This is a genomic window from Streptomyces griseoluteus (assembly GCF_004784465.1).
GTDB lineage: Bacteria > Actinomycetota > Actinomycetes > Streptomycetales > Streptomycetaceae > Streptomyces > Streptomyces griseoluteus.
This window is the reverse complement of sequence record NZ_SRRU01000008.1, coordinates 1-14,571: the sequence shown is the minus strand read 5'-3', so window position 1 is coordinate 14,571 and position 14,571 is coordinate 1. Positions and strand designations below refer to the sequence as shown.

The following is a 14,571-nucleotide window of genomic DNA, read 5'->3' as shown; positions in this document are numbered from 1 at the left end:
ACGTCGTCCCGACAATCCCCCTGAGCCGCTCGAAGGATTCGTCATGCCCCTTCCCACGGTCGCCGCCGAAGCCGACCTCACCCGCGAGAACGCCGTCTTCCGCAAGGTCGTCCGGCGCATCGTCCCCTTCCTCGTCCTCGCTTACGTCGTCTCCTACCTCGACCGCGTCAACGTGGGCTTCGCCAAGCTCCAGATGTCCGCCGACCTGGGGTTCAGCGAGGCGTCGTACGGCCTGGGCGCCGGGCTGTTCTTCATCGGGTACTTCCTCTTCGAGGTCCCGTCGAACCTGCTGCTCCAGCGGGTCGGCGCCCGCACCTGGATAGCCCGGATCATGATCAGCTGGGGCGTGGTCTCGGCGGCCTTCGTCTTCGTCACCGACGAGGCGACGTTCTACGTGCTCCGCTTCCTGCTCGGCGCGGCCGAGGCGGGGTTCTACCCCGGTGTCATCCTGTACTGCACCTACTGGTTCCCGTCCCACCGCCGGGCCCGCGTCATCGCGATGTTCATGTCGGCGATCCCGGTGGCGGGCATCTTCGGCAACCCGCTCTCCGGCTGGATTCTGGACACCTTCCACGGCACGGGCGGCTGGCAGGGATGGCAGTGGATGTTCGCGCTGGAGGCGCTGCCGGCCCTCGCGGTCGGTGTGGCCACGCTGTTCTACCTGGACAACGGGGTGCGGGACGCGAAGTGGCTCAGCGACGAGGAGAAGGACGTCGTGGAGCGGGCGCTCACCGAGGACGCGGCGCACCGGACCGTGCACGGCAAGGTCTGGGACGGCTTCCGCGACCCCAAGGTGTGGCTGATGAGCCTGATCTACTTCTGCTTCGTGATGGGCCAGTACGCGCTGACGTTCTGGATGCCCACCTTCGTGGAGTCGACCGGCATCAAGGGCAACCTGGCCATCGGCGTGCTGAGTTCGGTGCCGTTCCTGGCCGCGCTGGTCGCGATGAACCTGTTCGGCCGCTCGGCCGACCGGCGCCGGGAGCGCCGCTGGCACCTGGTCGTCCCGAGCCTCATGGGCGCGGTCGGCTTCACCCTGGCCGCCTCCTGGTCGGGCTCCACCGCGCTGTCCCTGATCGCGCTGTCCTTCGCGGCGGCCGGCGTGCTGACCTGCGCCCCGCTGTTCTGGTCGCTGCCCACCGCCTTCCTGGGCGGTACGGCGGCCGCGGCCGGGCTCGCCCTGATCAACTCGGTCGGCAATCTGGCCGGTTTCGTCAGCCCGTACATGATCGGCGCGCTGAAGGACAGCACGGGTTCGGCGTCCCTGCCGATGTACGTGCTGGCGTTCAGCCTCGTCGTGGGCGCCGCCGCCGTACTCACCACCAAGAAGGACGTCGTCAACCGCTGACCGGCGCCCCCACCGGCGTCATGGGAGTGACCATGCCGAGGTTCGCAGCGAACCTGTCCATGATGTACACCGAGCACCCGTTCCCGGCCCGCTTCGCCGCGGCCGCCGGGGACGGCTTCGAGGCCGTCGAGTACCTCTTCCCGTACGCGTACGACCCCGCCGGGCTGCGCCGCCTGCTGGACGAACACGGCCTGCGGCAGGTGCTGTTCAACGCACCGCCCGGCGACTGGGACGCGGGTGAGCGCGGTACGGCCGCGCTGCCCGGCAGGGAGGCGGAGACGCGGGCCGGGATCGAGCGGGCGCTGGAGTACGCGGCGGCGCTGGACTGTCCGCGTGTGCATGTGATGGCCGGGCTGGTGCCGTCCGGCGCGGCGCGTGACACCTACCTCGGCAACCTCGCCTGGGCCGCCGAGCGGGCAGGAGCGGTGGGGGTGGACCTCCTGATCGAGCCGATCAACCACCGTGACATGCCCGGCTACTTCCTGAACCGGCAGGCCGAAGCGCACGCTGTGGTCCGGGAATTGGGCTCCGACCACGTCAAGGTCCAACTGGACCTCTATCACTGCCAGATCACCGAGGGCGACCTGACCACGGTCCTGCGCCGGGACCTGCCGACCGGCCGGGTCGGGCATCTCCAGATCGCGGGCGTGCCCGACCGGGCGGAACCCCACGCGGGCGAACTGAACATCGGCCATCTCTTCGACCTGATCGACGAGTTGGCCTTCGAAGGGTGGATCGGCTGCGAGTACCGCCCACGTGCCGGGACGAGCGAGGGGCTCGGCTGGCTGCGCGACTACCGAGGAGCAGACGCATGAGGATCGTCATCACCGGGGGCTTCGGCTTCCTGGGCCGCCAGGTGGCCGAACGGCTGCTGGAGACACGGAAGTTCGCCGGTGTGCCCGTGGACCGGCTGGTGCTGGCCGACCTGTTCGTACCGGACGCGTCACCGCTCGCCACCGACCCGCTGGTGGAGGTCGTCCGGGGTGATCTCACGGAGCGGCTGGGCGAGTTGTTCGCCGAGCCGGTGGACGCGGTGGTCCATCTGGCGTCCGCCGTGTCGGCCGAGTGCGAGGCCGACTTCGATCTCGGCATGGCCGCCAACGTGGACACCACCCGCGCCCTGCTCGAAGCGGCCCGCGCCCAGGCGGCCGCCGGGGGTCCGGTCGTACGGCTGCTCTTCTCCAGCAGTGTCGCGGTGTACGGCTCGGACCCGGCGCTGCCGCTGCCGGAGGTGGTCAGCGAGGCCACGCTGCCGACGCCTCGATCCAGTTACGGGGTGCAGAAGTTCGTCTGCGAGCAGCTCGTCGCGGAGTACACGCGCCGGGGGTTCGTGGACGGGCGGGTGGCCCGGCTGATGACCGTGTCGGTGCGGCCGGGCAGGCCCAACGCCGCCGCGTCCGGGTTCCTGTCCGGTGTCGTCCGGGAGCCGCTGGCCGGGCTGCCGGCCGTCTGCCCCGTCGACCCCGGCCTGCGGGTGGCCCTGGCCTCCCCCCGGCGCACGGTCACGGGCATCCTCCGGGTCGCTGAGCTGGAGCGCGGCGAGGGCCCCGGTCAGCTCGACGGCCGGCTCCCGGTCAACCTGCCCGCCCTGACGGTCTCGGTCTCGGACATGCTCCGGACTCTTCGCCGGGTGGCCGGGGACGCCGTGGCGGACCTCGTGACCGTCGCGCCCGAACCCGCCGTGGAGGCCATCGTGGGGTCCTGGCCGGCCGACTTCGACAACGCCCGCGCCGCCACGCTCGGGCTGGCCGCCGACCCGGACTTCGAGTCGGTCGTCCGGGAGTACCTGGCCGACCACGCCGACGCGGTGACCGCCGTCACCGCGCTGCGGGCGGGGCCGCGGAGCGCCGGTCGATAGACTGAAAAGCATGTTTTCCAAGGTGAGCGGTCCGATACGGCTCGCGGACCGGGTCGCCGCGATACTCGCGGAGGAGATCGAGTCCGGGCGGCTCGCCGAGGGCGACAAACTGCCGACCGAGGTCGCGCTGGTCAAGCAGCTCGGCGTGAGCCGTACGGTCGTCCGCGAGGCGGTGTCCCGGCTGCGCAACGCGGGCCTGGTCGAGCCGCGCCAGGGCCTCGGCGTCTTCGTCCTGCCCCGGCGCACCAGGCCGCTCGACCTGGAGGGCGAGTCCCCTGGCACCAAGTCCAAGGTGCTCCAGATCGTCGAGGTCCGCGCGGCCCTGGAGGACGAGGCGGCGGCCCTGGCCGCCACCCGTGCCACGCCGGACGACATCGCCCGGATGCGCCTCGCGCTGGCCGCGCTGGACACGGCGGTCGCCGCCGACGGCGACGGTGTGGACGAGGACCTCGCCTTCCACCGCACCATCGCCGAGTCCACCGGCAACCCGGTCCTCGTCCAGACGGTCCGCTACCTCGGCGAGGTCGCCCGCGGCGGCATCCGCGTCACCCGCGCCAACGAGGCCCGCCGCACCGACTTCATCGAGGCGGTCCGCCAGGAACACCACGCCATCCTCGCCGCCATCGAGTCCCACGACCCCGAAGCCGCCCGGGCCGCCGCCCGCCTCCACCTCCGCCACGCCGCGTCCCGCCTCCAGGACGCGGACGAACACTTCTGGACGGAGACCGACGGGCTGGACGTGCGGTTGGGGTCGGACACCTGACAGCCAGGGCCGGTGCGGCCCTTTCGCGTACACGCCGTGATCTACGTCATTCCGGGCGATCCACGGAATGTGTTCCGTCCTCTGAAAGGTTGGTGTTTACATCTGATCGTCGAGGATGCGAGGCACCCGTGAACCACTCCCCCACCGAGCAGGCCGCCGACACCGTGGCCCGGCTGCGCCGCACGTTCCGGACCGGGCGGACCAAGTCCGTCGAGTGGCGTACGGAGCAGTTGCGCCGGCTGCGCGCGATGCTGACCGAGCACGGGGACGACCTCGCCGCCGCCCTCCACGCCGACCTGGGCAAGAGCGCCACCGAGGCGTACCGTACGGAGATCGACTTCACGGTCCGCGAGATCGACCACACCCTGGAGCACCTGGCGGAGTGGCTCCGCCCCGAGCCGGCTCCGGTCCCCGCACACCTCGGTGCCGACGCCACGGCCTGGACCCAGTACGACCCGCTCGGCGTCGTCCTCGTCATCGCCCCCTGGAACTACCCCGCCCAGCTCCTCCTCGCCCCCGTGGTCGGCGCCCTCGCGTCGGGCAACGCGGTCGTGGCGAAGCCGAGCGAGCTGGCCCCGGCGACCTCGGCCGCGCTGGCCGAGCTGATCCCGGCCTACCTCGACACCGACGCGGTCGCGGTGGTCGAGGGCGGCATCCCCGAGACGACGGCCCTGCTGGCCCAGCGCTTCGACCACATCTTCTACACCGGCAACGGCACGGTGGGCCGCGTCGTCATGCGTGCGGCCGCCGAGCACCTCACCCCCGTCACCCTCGAACTCGGCGGCAAGTCACCCGCGTTCGTGGACCGGGACACCGACCTCGACGTGGTCGCCGACCGGCTGGCGCGCGGCAAGTTCCTCAACGCCGGACAGACCTGCGTCGCCCCCGACTACGTCCTCACCGACCCGGAGACCGCCCCCGCCCTGGAGGCGGCGCTCGTCCGCGCGGTCGAGGGCATCTACGGCGCCGAGCCGGCTGCCTCCCCGGAGTACGGCCGCATCGTCAACGAGCGCCACTTCGACCGGCTTTCCGGCCTGCTCGGCTCCGGCCGGGTGGCGGTCGGCGGGGACAGCGACCGTACGGAGAAGTACATCGCGCCGACCGTGCTGGCCGACGTGGCGCCGGACGCACCGGTGATGCAGGAGGAGATCTTCGGGCCCATCCTCCCGATCGTCACCGTGCCGGACCTGGACGCGGCGGTGGACTTCATCAACGACCGCGACAAGCCTCTCGCGCTGTACGTCTTCACCGACTCCGACACCACCCGCGACCGCATCGCCGCCGAGACCTCCTCCGGCGGCCTCGGCCACGGCCTCCCCCTCGCCCACCTCACCGTCTCCGACCTCCCCTTCGGCGGTGTCGGCGAGAGCGGCATGGGCAGCTACCACGGCCGCTACTCCCTGGACACCTTCAGCCACCGCAAGGCGGTACTGAGCAAGCCGCTGGCCTAGCGCCATCGCCGCGCCGCCCCCGCCCCTGGGGTTGAAGGCGAGGGCGGCGCGGCGGGCGGCGTCACGCAGCTCCCTTGGGCGACAACTCCCCTCCCCCACCCCCCCCGGACGGCAATTTCACAGCGGCGCGAACACGCTGACACCGCCCGTGAATGGCACTAGCTTCCTGGCTTGAGTTCATGCCTTCGCATGAGCCGACAGGGGAGGAATCTTCGGTGTTTTCCAGGAAAGTGCTGCCCAGAGGGCTGGGGAGAGCGGCGGCCGCGGTGACGGCGATGACGGTCGTCGGCGTGATGGGTTCGGCCACCACCGCCAGTGCCGGGGCGAGTTGCGGTATCGGGGGATGTTCGTCCTCCGTGAACGACACCGCTCTGGGCGCGACCGCGCTCAAGAACTGGTGCCGTTCCGGGGACAGCACCGGCTCGTGGACGGCCACGCAGCCGACCTGCTCGAGCGACGGCGTGGCGCAGACCACGTACTACCTGTCGCCCAACGGGGGTCACACCCCGTACAAGGAGGACTGGGACACCCTGCGCATCGACGCCGGGTACTGCTACAAGGTCAAGTTCGTCATCGACCTGGCCCCCGACTTCACCAAGACCTACGACCGCCGGGGCACGTCGGCCGCCTACGTGAAGGCGGCGGACAACGCGGACGCCCACGTGGTCGGCCAGAGCTCCAGCTCCTGTCCCTGACCGTGCGGGCCGGCGAGTAGGCCCGCCGTCGGCGGACGGCCGGTGATCCGTCCGCCGACGGCGGTCAGTGGACAGCAACCCGCGCCTCGCCGTGCGGAGTCGCCTCGTGCCTCCGCACCGACGGCACCGCCAGCACCACCCCCACCGCCGTCACCTGCCACAGCACCCCGAACCCCAGCAGCCGCTCCGCGGGGCGAAGGCACCGCCAGGCTCCTCCCCCTCCTCCTCGCCGGCCGCACCGCGGGCCCCGTGTTCGTCACCGCTCGCCGGGCCCCCGCCACCACGCCCCCGGCCGACCGGTGCCCGGTGACCGGACGGGGCCGTCTCTCCTACCGCCGGGCGGCGGAACTCTTCACCGCCGCGACCCGGCCGCTCGACCCGTCCGGCCACGGCTGGACCCTGCTGGCCCTGCGCGACCGCGACGGAACGGCGACGCCCTGACCTACCCCGGCCCGTCCAGCACCGCCCTCAACTGGTGCAGTCGTACCGCCAGATGGAGCCCCAGCGCGGAGTCCGCCGAGCGCCAGTCGTCGCCGAGGAGGGCCGTGATGCGGTCCAGGCGCTTCAGGAGGGTATTGGTGTGCACATGGAGGGCGTGGGCGGTCCGGCTGAGGTTTCCGGAGTGCGCGAAGTAGGCGGCGACAGTGCTCACGAGGTCGGTCGAGCGGCGCCGGTCGTAGTCGAGCAGGGGTCCGAGGGAGTCGGTGACGAACCCCTCCAGCTCCTGTGCGCGCCGGGGGTCGAAGACGAGCCCGTACATCGCGTACCGCCGTGTGCCGGCGCCCCGGTCGGTCTCGCCGAGGCTGCGCATGACGTCCAGGCAGCGGACGGCCAGGGTGTAGGAGTGCGCGCGGTCGTGCCCGGTGATCCGGTCGGCGACCACGAGCACCGGGGCACCGAGCCTGCGGCGGAGCCGTTGGTGCAGCGTCCGTGCCACGGCCTCGGGGTCGTCGGCGCGGAGCAGCATCGTCGCCCGGCCCAGGTATTCACCCGCGAGGCCGGAGAACTCCGCTGAGAAGGCGTGCAGTTCGCGCACCACGTCGGCGGTGGACCGGTCGTGGCAGTCGGCCGTGGCCAGGACGTCCAGCCGGTCGACGTCGACGCCCCGCGCGAGCGCGCGGTCGCGCAGCGCCGGATGGACGGGCTGCAGTGGCGGGTGGGACAGCAGCTCCATCAGCAGTTCGCCCCGTACCCGCTCCTCGGCCTCCACGCGGGCGTCCCGCAGGAGCGCGAGCAGGCCGGTGATCTGGGCCGAGCGCTCCAGCATCCGGACGTCCGCCGACTCGGTGACCGCCCGCCGCCTGAGCGACAGGGAGCCGAGGTGGCTGCCCCCGGCCTGGATGGCGGCCACGCTGAGGACCGTGCCGTCGGCTCCCTCGCCGTGGACGCACCGGCCGGTCCGGCGCGCCTCCGCCAGCAACTCCCTTTCCAGGGAGGGGTCTTCCCCTGCGGTCACCGCTCCGGCGGGCCGCGTGGCCACGACCTCGTCGTCCCGGTCCCGGATGGTGACCACGCCCTCCAGGTGATCGACCAACGACTGCGCGATGTCACCCGGCCCGCCTCCGGTCAGTACCACATGGGTCAGCGCCTCGTGCACGGCGGCGGCCCGTTCCATGGTGGCGACCTGGCCCTCGATGACGCGGTAGGCGTCCTGGAGCCGCTGGAGCGCCACTCGGCTCTCGTCGTACAGCCGGGCGTTGTTGAGCGCTATCGCGGCATGGTCGGCGAAGGCACTGAAGAGGGCGACCTCGTCCTTCTCGAAGGGGCGCTCGGTGCGGTCGGCGGCGAAGAGGACGCCGATCACGCGGTCGCCGACCAGGAGGGGGACGCCGAGCAGTGCCACGAGCCCCTCGTCGGAGACGAGCCGGTCGAAGACGGGATCACGGTGGAAGCTGTCGGCGCGGCGGTAGTCGCTGACCCAGACGGGCGCCCTGGTCTCGATCACCCAGCCGCCGAGCCCGGCCCCGGCGGGCATGCGCGCGGAGGAGAACTCGGACGAGATGGTGCCGGCCGACGCGCTGAGGGCGAGAGCGCCGCCCGTGTCGCGGAGCGAGAGATAGACGAAGTCGCTGCCGATCAGCTCGTGCGCCTCCCGGACGATCGACGGCAGCACCTCGTCGACCTCGCCCAGCACGGTGAGCGAGCGGGCCGTCGCGTACAGGCTGCTCAGCTCGCGTTCGCGGCGCAGCCGGTAGGCGGCGAGTTCGCCCTGGCCGCCCTCGCCCACCGGCTCGGAATCGCTGTGTGCCATCGCTCGCCTTCAACGGGAAGGGAGGTGGTGGATTCATCCACCCCTGAGGTGCGAGGAGTGTAGCGAATTCCCATCTCTCAAAGCGCTTGCTCAGCCCTACTCTCGCCCCACACAGAGCTGTGGCACATGTCCCGACCGGCCGGCGGGCGTCCCCGCACATACCCCTGACCAGAACCGGAGGGATGCCTCCCATGGCCTCATCCGCGCAGGCCCACGTCCAGGGCAACGGCTCCGATCCCGCCACCGCGCCCGTACGCCGTACCAACTGGAAGCTGCTGGCGGCCGGGCTGACCGGCAGCTCGATCGAGTGGTACGACTTCTTCCTCTACGGCACGGCGGCGGCGCTGGTCTTCCCGCACGTCTTCTTTCCGCACTCGTCCGCGTTCATGGGCACGCTGCTGTCCTTCAGCACCTTCTGGGCGGGGTTCGTGGCCCGGCCGCTGGGCGGGCTGCTCGCCGGTCACTTCGGTGACAAGCACGGCCGCAAGCCCACGGTCGTGGCGTGTCTGATCGGCATGGCCACCGCGACGTTCCTCATCGGCTGTCTGCCGAGCGCGGCGAGCGTCGGGGTGCTCGCACCGGTGCTGCTGGTGCTGCTCCGCTTCGTGCAGGGCGCGGCGGCGGGTGGCCAGTGGGGCGGCATCGCGCTGCTGCTCACGGAGTCGGCGCACCCCAAACGCCGCGGTTTCGCGGGCACGTTCGGCCAGACCAGCGTCCCGGTCGCGGTCATCATCGTGAACCTCATCTTCACCACGACCGGCTCGGTCATCTCCAGCGACGCGTTCCTCGACTGGGGCTGGCGCATCCCGTTCCTGCTCAGCGCGGTCATGTTCCCGGTCGTCCTGCACATCCAGAACAAGGTCGAGGACACCCCGGACTTCCGCGAACTCCAGGAAGCGGCGGCCCGCCGGCCGGAGGCGAGCGTGGTCCGGGCTCCGCTGACCGAGGCCGTACGCCGCAACTGGCGCACCATCCTGCTCGGCTGCGGCACCCTGTCCGCCACCAACAGCCTCTTCTACGTGAGCATCACCGGCCTGCTCAGCTACGGCACGACGACCCTGCACATGGACCGCGACTCCCTGCTCACGGTCACCCTGCTCAGCTCGGCCCTGATGGCCGGGATACTCCCCTACGCGGGCCACCTCTCCGACCGCTTCGGCCGCCGCAAGCTGATCCTGGTCGGCGGACTCGGCGTGGCCGCCTGGGCGTTCCCGTACTTCGCCCTGGTGAATACGGCCTCGGCGCCGCTGGTCTTCGTCGCGATCGCCGTCGGTTTCCTCTTCCAGGGACTCACGTACGGCCCGATGGCGGCCTTCCTCGGTGAGCTGTTCGCGCCCAACGTCCGCTATTCCAGCGCCTCCCTGGCCTACCAGCTCTCCGCCATCGTGGTCAGCGGCGGTACGCCGATCCTGATGACCGCCGTCATCGCGAAGACCGGGACGACCACGCTGGTCGCCGCGTACATCGCCCTGATGGGCCTGATCACCTTCGCCAGCGCGTGGTTCCTGCCCGAGACGAACCCGGCCGAGGTGCGCCGCGACCCCGACGTACTGCCCGGAGCGCAGCTCTACTCCTGACCGGCCGGATTCCCCCACGACGAGGAGCCACAGTCATGTTCACCCCCGAACCGGGGTTCCCACTCGGTGACATCCCCGCCGCCCACGCGGCCGAACGCCCCGACTCCACAGCGGTCCGCGCCGGCGACGCGGAACTGACCTGGGCGGAGCTGTACCGGGCGAGCGACGCCGTCGCACGCGGCATGAAACTCTCCGGCGTCAGCCGCGGACACATCGTCCCCCTCATGCTGCCGAATGGCCTGGACATCGTCGTGGCGGCCTTCGCCTGCCTCAAACTCGGTGCGGTACCACAGCCGTTGTCGACCAGGCTGGCACCGGCCGAGGAGCGGGCGATCCTCGCCCTGTCCGAGCCGCCGGTCGTGATCGGCCTCAAGGAGGGTGTGGCCGACCGGTCCACGACCGTGGCCGAGCTGCGCCGGCTGGGCGCCGGTGAGGCCGAGTTGCCCACCGAGATCGGCCCCTCGTGGAAGGCGCCCACCTCGGGCGGATCGACCGGCCGACCGAAGATCATCCTGTCGGGGGCGGAAGGGGCGTTCAACCCATTCGACATGGAGGCGTGGGGACTGCGCCCCGGCGAACAGTCCCTCGTCACCGCCCCCGTCCACCACAACGCCCCGTTTTCCACGGCCATGACGACGCTGTTCAACGGCGGCACGGTCACGCTCCTGGAGCGGTTCGACGCCGAGCGGGTGCTGTCCGAGGTGGAACGGCACGCGATCACCTGGGTGTATCTGGTGCCGACCATGATGCGCCGCATCCTGGCCCTCCCGGAACCGGTCCGCGCGCGCTACGACCTCTCCTCCCTCGTCTCGGTCTGGCACTGCGCCGAACCCTGCCCGCCCGCGACCAAGCAGGCATGGATCGACTGGCTGGGCGCGGACCGGATCTGGGAGCTGTACGCGGGCACCGAGGCCCAGGCCGGCTGCACGATCTCCGGCACGGAGTGGCTGGCGCACCGGGGCTCGGTGGGCCGTCCCACCTGGGGTGAGATCAAGATCGTGGGTCTGGACGGCACACCGGTCACCGAGCCCGGAGTCCCCGGTGAGATCTTCATGCGGGTCGCGGAGGGCAAGCCGCCCGCCTTCCGGTATCTGGGGGCCGAGGTCCAGGAGACCGACGGCTGGTCGACCCTCGGCGACATCGGTGAATTCGACGCGGACGGCTATCTGTACCTCCACGACCGCCGGTCCGACATGCTCCTGGTCGGCGGGGTGAACGTCTACCCGGCCGAGATCGAGGGCGCCCTCACCGAGCACCCCCACGTCCTGTCCAGCGCGGTCATCGGCCTGCCGGACCCGGACCGGGGCAACCGCGTCCACGCCATCGTGCAGATCGAGGAGGGACGTACGACCACCCCCGAGGAGATCACCGACTTCCTGGCCACCCGGCTGTCGCCCCACAAGCGGCCCAGGTCGGTCGAGTTGGTGACGGACCCGCTGCGCAGCGCGGCCGGCAAGCTCAGGCGCTCGGCCTTGCGCGCGGAGCGTCTGGACCAAGGGCTGTCCCGGAATGATCAACGAGCCCTTTGACTCCGGTCATCCTGCAGGTTGGCGGCGGGCGCTGTGGAGTGGTGTCGAAGCTCTGCTCGCGGGCTGATGCACGTCCCAGTCCGGCGGATACGCCCCCGCCGACCAGGGTCAGCAGCGTGTCGCCGACGTCCCGCATCAGTGCGGTGAGGTAGAAGACGCGGCGCACGTTGCCCCCCGAGCCGGAGGCCCGGCTCAGGGGACAGCCGCCGCGAGGGCTCGGCAGCGTCGGCTCTCGGCCCCGACCTGCTCGACCACGAGGCGGTGCGCACGGCCGCCCTCGTCCACTTCACCGGCATCACACCAGCCCTGTCTGCGCCCTGCCGCGAGCTGGTCACCCGCGCCCTCTCCGTCCCTGCCGGTCGTCTTGGTCAGGACAGCAGCAGCGTGATGCCGGCGGCAGCCATGACCGCGGCGGTGCCGCCGTGAATGCCGTAGTACGCCGTGGCGGGCCCGCCGCCGCGCTTGACGGTGAACGCATCACCGAGGGCTATCAGTGAGCCGGCCAGCATCATCCAGCCGCGAAGGTGGGTGTCGCCACCCAGCAGCACGATCAGCAGGAAGAGTCCGGAGCAGATGTCACGGACGCCTTTGACGGACAGCCAGGAGCTGACAGCAGGAGTGGGGTGGGTGGTGGGCAGCCCGAAGTCTGCTGCGGCTCGCTGCGGCGCCCACAGGAAGCGGGTGCCGAGAAGGATGATGCCGACGGCGATCGCCCAGGTGATGACCGTGGCGGTGGTGGTGGCAGCGGTGGGCATGGCGAAGCATCTCCCTCTGTCCGGCGGCACCGGCTGTTCCGGTCACCGCTCGATCTGCTAGCAATGCTAGGTCTAGCGGCGACCGCCTGTCTAGCAGTGCTAGAATTTCAGGCATGTCTGTTACCCGAGACCGCCGCGAACGCGAACGCGCCCAACGTCATCGCCTGATCCTCATGGCAGCCCGCGAGCTGGCCGAGGCCGAGGGCTGGGAGGCGCTCACCACCCGCCGCCTCGCCGAGCGAGTGGAGTACAGCCAGCCCGTCCTCTACAGCCACTTCAAGGGCAAGGACGCGATCGTCGCGGCCGTCGCCCAGGAAGGCTTCACCGAACTGGCCAAACTGCTGCGCACTGCACGTACCGCCACCGACGGGCAGGAGCCCAGAAGGCGCCTGCGAGCCGTGTGCCAGGCCTACCTGCGCTTCGCCGTCGAACGTCCGGCGCTCTATCAGGCGATGTTCGTTCTCCCCACACGGTTGGAGTTCGCCGGCGAGGAGACACCGACGGCGCTGCGGGCCGCCTTCGACGCCTTTATGGAGGCGCTGCCGGAAGCGGCCCCCGAACGCGAGGCCCGCGCCGAACTGCTGTGGGCCGCCCTGCACGGAATCTCCACCCTGTCGGCCACCGACCGCATCCCCGCACAGGGCGGGGCGACCCGGCTTGACCTCCTCATCGAAGGCATCCTCCCGCGCGGCTGACAACGCACCGGCGGCCCCCCGGCACTACCCCTCTACCTCACGGCCGCCGCGCTGGCCGTGCTGGCTGCTACCCCCAGGGCGGGTCGGTGATCTGCATGTTGGTCCTGCCGGTTTGCGAACAGCCGGGTGCTGCCTGGTGGAAGGCGGGGAAACAGTGCAGGAGCCGCCCCAGTCCGTCCATCACGCCAACATCAACACCAACATGGGCTGCCACGCGGTCCACCCCACCGAGACCACGTACACCCGCTCGGCCGTACGCCTGGAGCGCGGCTCCTCGGCCACCCGTGCCCGATCAGCGCACGGCCAGGGCCGGGGCGCTCCTCGCCACGGCCGTCAGCCAGCACAGTGGATCTCGGGCGCGTCACCGGTTCCGGCGCGAGTCTGGAGGCGTGGCCGGCGGCGAGGCGAGGAGTGGTCATGGACAGGGTGTGGCTGGTGACCGGCGCGAGCAGCGGCTTCGGCCGGGCGATCAGCGAGGCGGCGCTGGCCGCCGGCGACGTCGTGGTGGGCGCGGCCCGGCGGACCGAGGCGCTGCAGGACCTGGTGGCCGCCCGGCCCGGCCGGATGGAGGCGCTGCGTCTGGACGTCACCGACACGGGCGCGGCCGAGACGGCGGTACGGGATGTGGTGGCGCGGCACGGGCGGATCGACGTCCTGGTCAACAACGCCGGCTGGACGCACGTCGGCGCCGTCGAGGAGACGACCGACCAGGAGCTGCGCCGCCCGTTCGACGTGCACGTCCTCGGGCCCGCCGCGCTCGTCCGCGCGGTCCTGCCGCACATGCGCGAGCGGCGCTCGGGTGCGATCGTGCAGATGAGCAGCATGGGCGGACAGACGTCCTTCGCGGGCTTCGGCGGGTACAGCGCGGCGAAGTTCGCCCTGGAGGGGCTCTCGGAGGCGCTCGCCGACGAGGTCGCCGAGTACGGCATCAGGGTGCTGATCGTCGAACCGGGCGCGTTCCGGACCTCGGTGTTCGCGGCGAGCAGGGCCGGCGTCAGCCCGGACAGCGGCGTGTACGAGAAGGTGGCCCGCAGTCGCGCATGGGTGTCCGGGGGCGACGGCACCCAGCCCGGCGACCCCGCGAAGGCGGCAGCGCTCATCCTCGCCGCCCTGGACGCGGACGACGCCCCGCTGCGGCTGCCCCTGGGCGAGGACGCGGTCACGGGTGTGCTCGAACACCTCGACGACATCCGCGGCGACGTCGCCGCCTGGGAGGAGCGCGCCCGCGCCACCGCCATCGGCGACTGACCGCCGGGCATTCCCGGCGCCGCCCGGCGGCGCCGGAGCCGGACAGGGAGCGAACGCCCCCTGAGGCGCCCCGCACTTCGGGCCGGAGGCGCCGGACGCGGCCGGACGCCGGGGTGCGGCCTGGCGCGACTGCAGCCCCGCCCCGCCAGCCGAGCTGCAACGCCCTTACCCACACAGAACCGCAGGACGGTGACCAACTGACTCACGTCTTCGACGCCCCGTAGTAGGACGGGGTCGCTGTCGTCAGTCCGACGTTGGTCGAGCCGTGCCACTAAGACATCGTTTCTTTTGGCGGCTGGGGTCGTTGTGTTGGTATGACGAGCCTTGCTGAGCGCCTGGTGCCAGATGAGTTGTGGGAGTTGTTCCGGCGGGTGGTGCCGGAGACGGTGGTCATACGGCCA

Annotated in this window: 13 protein-coding genes; 11 read left to right on the top strand and 2 right to left on the bottom strand. The window is 71.4% G+C overall.

Going from position 1 to position 14,571, the window contains the following annotated elements; genetic code table 11:
- The first annotated feature begins 43 nt into the window (after nt 1-43).
- The 7 genes from E5082_RS21510 to E5082_RS21480 all read left to right on the top strand — a co-directional run bounded on the left by E5082_RS21510 (nt 44) and on the right by E5082_RS21480 (nt 6,556).
- A complete protein-coding gene (locus tag E5082_RS21510; RefSeq protein WP_135792884.1) occupies nt 44-1,348 on the top strand; it encodes an MFS transporter in 1,305 nt (434 codons plus the stop codon).
- 32 nt (nt 1,349-1,380) lie between these two features.
- Nucleotides 1,381-2,163 carry a 2-oxo-tetronate isomerase gene (gene otnI, locus E5082_RS21505; protein WP_135792883.1) on the top strand — a complete coding sequence of 261 codons (783 nt, stop codon included), beginning with the start codon at nt 1,381-1,383 and terminating at the stop codon, nt 2,161-2,163.
- Nucleotides 2,160-3,206, top strand: coding sequence for a D-erythronate dehydrogenase (gene denD, locus E5082_RS21500; protein ID WP_135792882.1), 1,047 nt, complete (start codon nt 2,160-2,162; stop codon nt 3,204-3,206). Before otnI ends, denD begins: the two co-directional genes overlap by 4 nt.
- A 10-nt stretch (nt 3,207-3,216) precedes the next feature.
- On the top strand, nt 3,217-3,969 hold the full coding sequence (locus E5082_RS21495; protein ID WP_135792881.1) for a FadR/GntR family transcriptional regulator: 753 nt from the start codon (nt 3,217-3,219) through the stop codon (nt 3,967-3,969).
- A gap of 128 nt (nt 3,970-4,097) precedes the next feature.
- Nucleotides 4,098-5,420 carry an aldehyde dehydrogenase family protein gene (locus tag E5082_RS21490; protein WP_135792880.1) on the top strand — a complete coding sequence of 441 codons (1,323 nt, stop codon included), beginning with the start codon at nt 4,098-4,100 and terminating at the stop codon, nt 5,418-5,420.
- A gap of 356 nt (nt 5,421-5,776) precedes the next feature.
- Nucleotides 5,777-6,115 (top strand): hypothetical protein, encoded by a 339-nt coding sequence (locus tag E5082_RS21485; protein ID WP_135792879.1) that lies wholly within the window; start codon nt 5,777-5,779, stop codon nt 6,113-6,115.
- Nucleotides 6,116-6,364: 249 nt separating this feature from the next.
- Entirely contained in the window at nt 6,365-6,556 is a 192-nt protein-coding gene (locus E5082_RS21480; protein ID WP_229919014.1) for a hypothetical protein, read from the top strand.
- Between the two features lies 1 nt (nt 6,557).
- Here E5082_RS21480 and E5082_RS21475 read toward each other — a convergent pair whose 3' ends face one another.
- Nucleotides 6,558-8,366, bottom strand: coding sequence for a helix-turn-helix domain-containing protein (locus tag E5082_RS21475; RefSeq protein ID WP_135792878.1), 1,809 nt, complete (start codon nt 8,364-8,366; stop codon nt 6,558-6,560).
- Nucleotides 8,367-8,557: 191 nt separating this feature from the next.
- On the opposite strand from E5082_RS21475, the gene E5082_RS21470 reads away from it, so the two are divergent.
- Nucleotides 8,558-9,943, top strand: coding sequence for an MFS transporter (locus E5082_RS21470; protein ID WP_135792877.1), 1,386 nt, complete (start codon nt 8,558-8,560; stop codon nt 9,941-9,943).
- A 35-nt stretch (nt 9,944-9,978) separates the two neighbouring features.
- Nucleotides 9,979-11,472, top strand: coding sequence for an AMP-binding protein (locus E5082_RS21465; RefSeq protein WP_135792876.1), 1,494 nt, complete (start codon nt 9,979-9,981; stop codon nt 11,470-11,472).
- Nucleotides 11,473-11,840: 368 nt separating this feature from the next.
- On the opposite strand, the gene E5082_RS21455 is transcribed toward E5082_RS21465, so the two are convergent.
- On the bottom strand, nt 11,841-12,227 hold the full coding sequence (locus E5082_RS21455) for a DUF4267 domain-containing protein (protein ID WP_135792875.1): 387 nt from the start codon (nt 12,225-12,227) through the stop codon (nt 11,841-11,843).
- A gap of 113 nt (nt 12,228-12,340) precedes the next feature.
- On the opposite strand from E5082_RS21455, the gene E5082_RS21450 reads away from it, so the two are divergent.
- Nucleotides 12,341-12,922 carry a TetR/AcrR family transcriptional regulator gene (locus tag E5082_RS21450; RefSeq protein ID WP_135792874.1) on the top strand — a complete coding sequence of 194 codons (582 nt, stop codon included), beginning with the start codon at nt 12,341-12,343 and terminating at the stop codon, nt 12,920-12,922.
- Nucleotides 12,923-13,339: 417 nt separating this feature from the next.
- On the top strand, nt 13,340-14,170 hold the full coding sequence (locus tag E5082_RS21445) for an SDR family NAD(P)-dependent oxidoreductase (RefSeq protein ID WP_135792873.1): 831 nt from the start codon (nt 13,340-13,342) through the stop codon (nt 14,168-14,170).
- Nucleotides 14,171-14,571: the final 401 nt, after the last annotated feature.

Excerpts from the sequence above, each read along its gene's own strand:
- E5082_RS21510 (WP_135792884.1), top strand. The coding sequence starts at position 44 with ATGCCCCTTCCCACGGTCGCCGCCGAAGCCGACCTCACCCGCGAGAAC.
- otnI (WP_135792883.1), top strand. The coding sequence starts at position 1,381 with ATGCCGAGGTTCGCAGCGAACCTGTCCATGATGTACACCGAGCACCCG.
- denD (WP_135792882.1), top strand. The coding sequence starts at position 2,160 with ATGAGGATCGTCATCACCGGGGGCTTCGGCTTCCTGGGCCGCCAGGTG.
- E5082_RS21495 (WP_135792881.1), top strand. The coding sequence starts at position 3,217 with ATGTTTTCCAAGGTGAGCGGTCCGATACGGCTCGCGGACCGGGTCGCC.
- E5082_RS21475 (WP_135792878.1), bottom strand. The coding sequence starts at position 8,366 with ATGGCACACAGCGATTCCGAGCCGGTGGGCGAGGGCGGCCAGGGCGAA.
- E5082_RS21470 (WP_135792877.1), top strand. The coding sequence starts at position 8,558 with ATGGCCTCATCCGCGCAGGCCCACGTCCAGGGCAACGGCTCCGATCCC.
- E5082_RS21465 (WP_135792876.1), top strand. The coding sequence starts at position 9,979 with ATGTTCACCCCCGAACCGGGGTTCCCACTCGGTGACATCCCCGCCGCC.
- E5082_RS21455 (WP_135792875.1), bottom strand. The coding sequence starts at position 12,227 with ATGCCCACCGCTGCCACCACCACCGCCACGGTCATCACCTGGGCGATC.
- E5082_RS21450 (WP_135792874.1), top strand. The coding sequence starts at position 12,341 with ATGTCTGTTACCCGAGACCGCCGCGAACGCGAACGCGCCCAACGTCAT.
- E5082_RS21445 (WP_135792873.1), top strand. The coding sequence starts at position 13,340 with ATGGACAGGGTGTGGCTGGTGACCGGCGCGAGCAGCGGCTTCGGCCGG.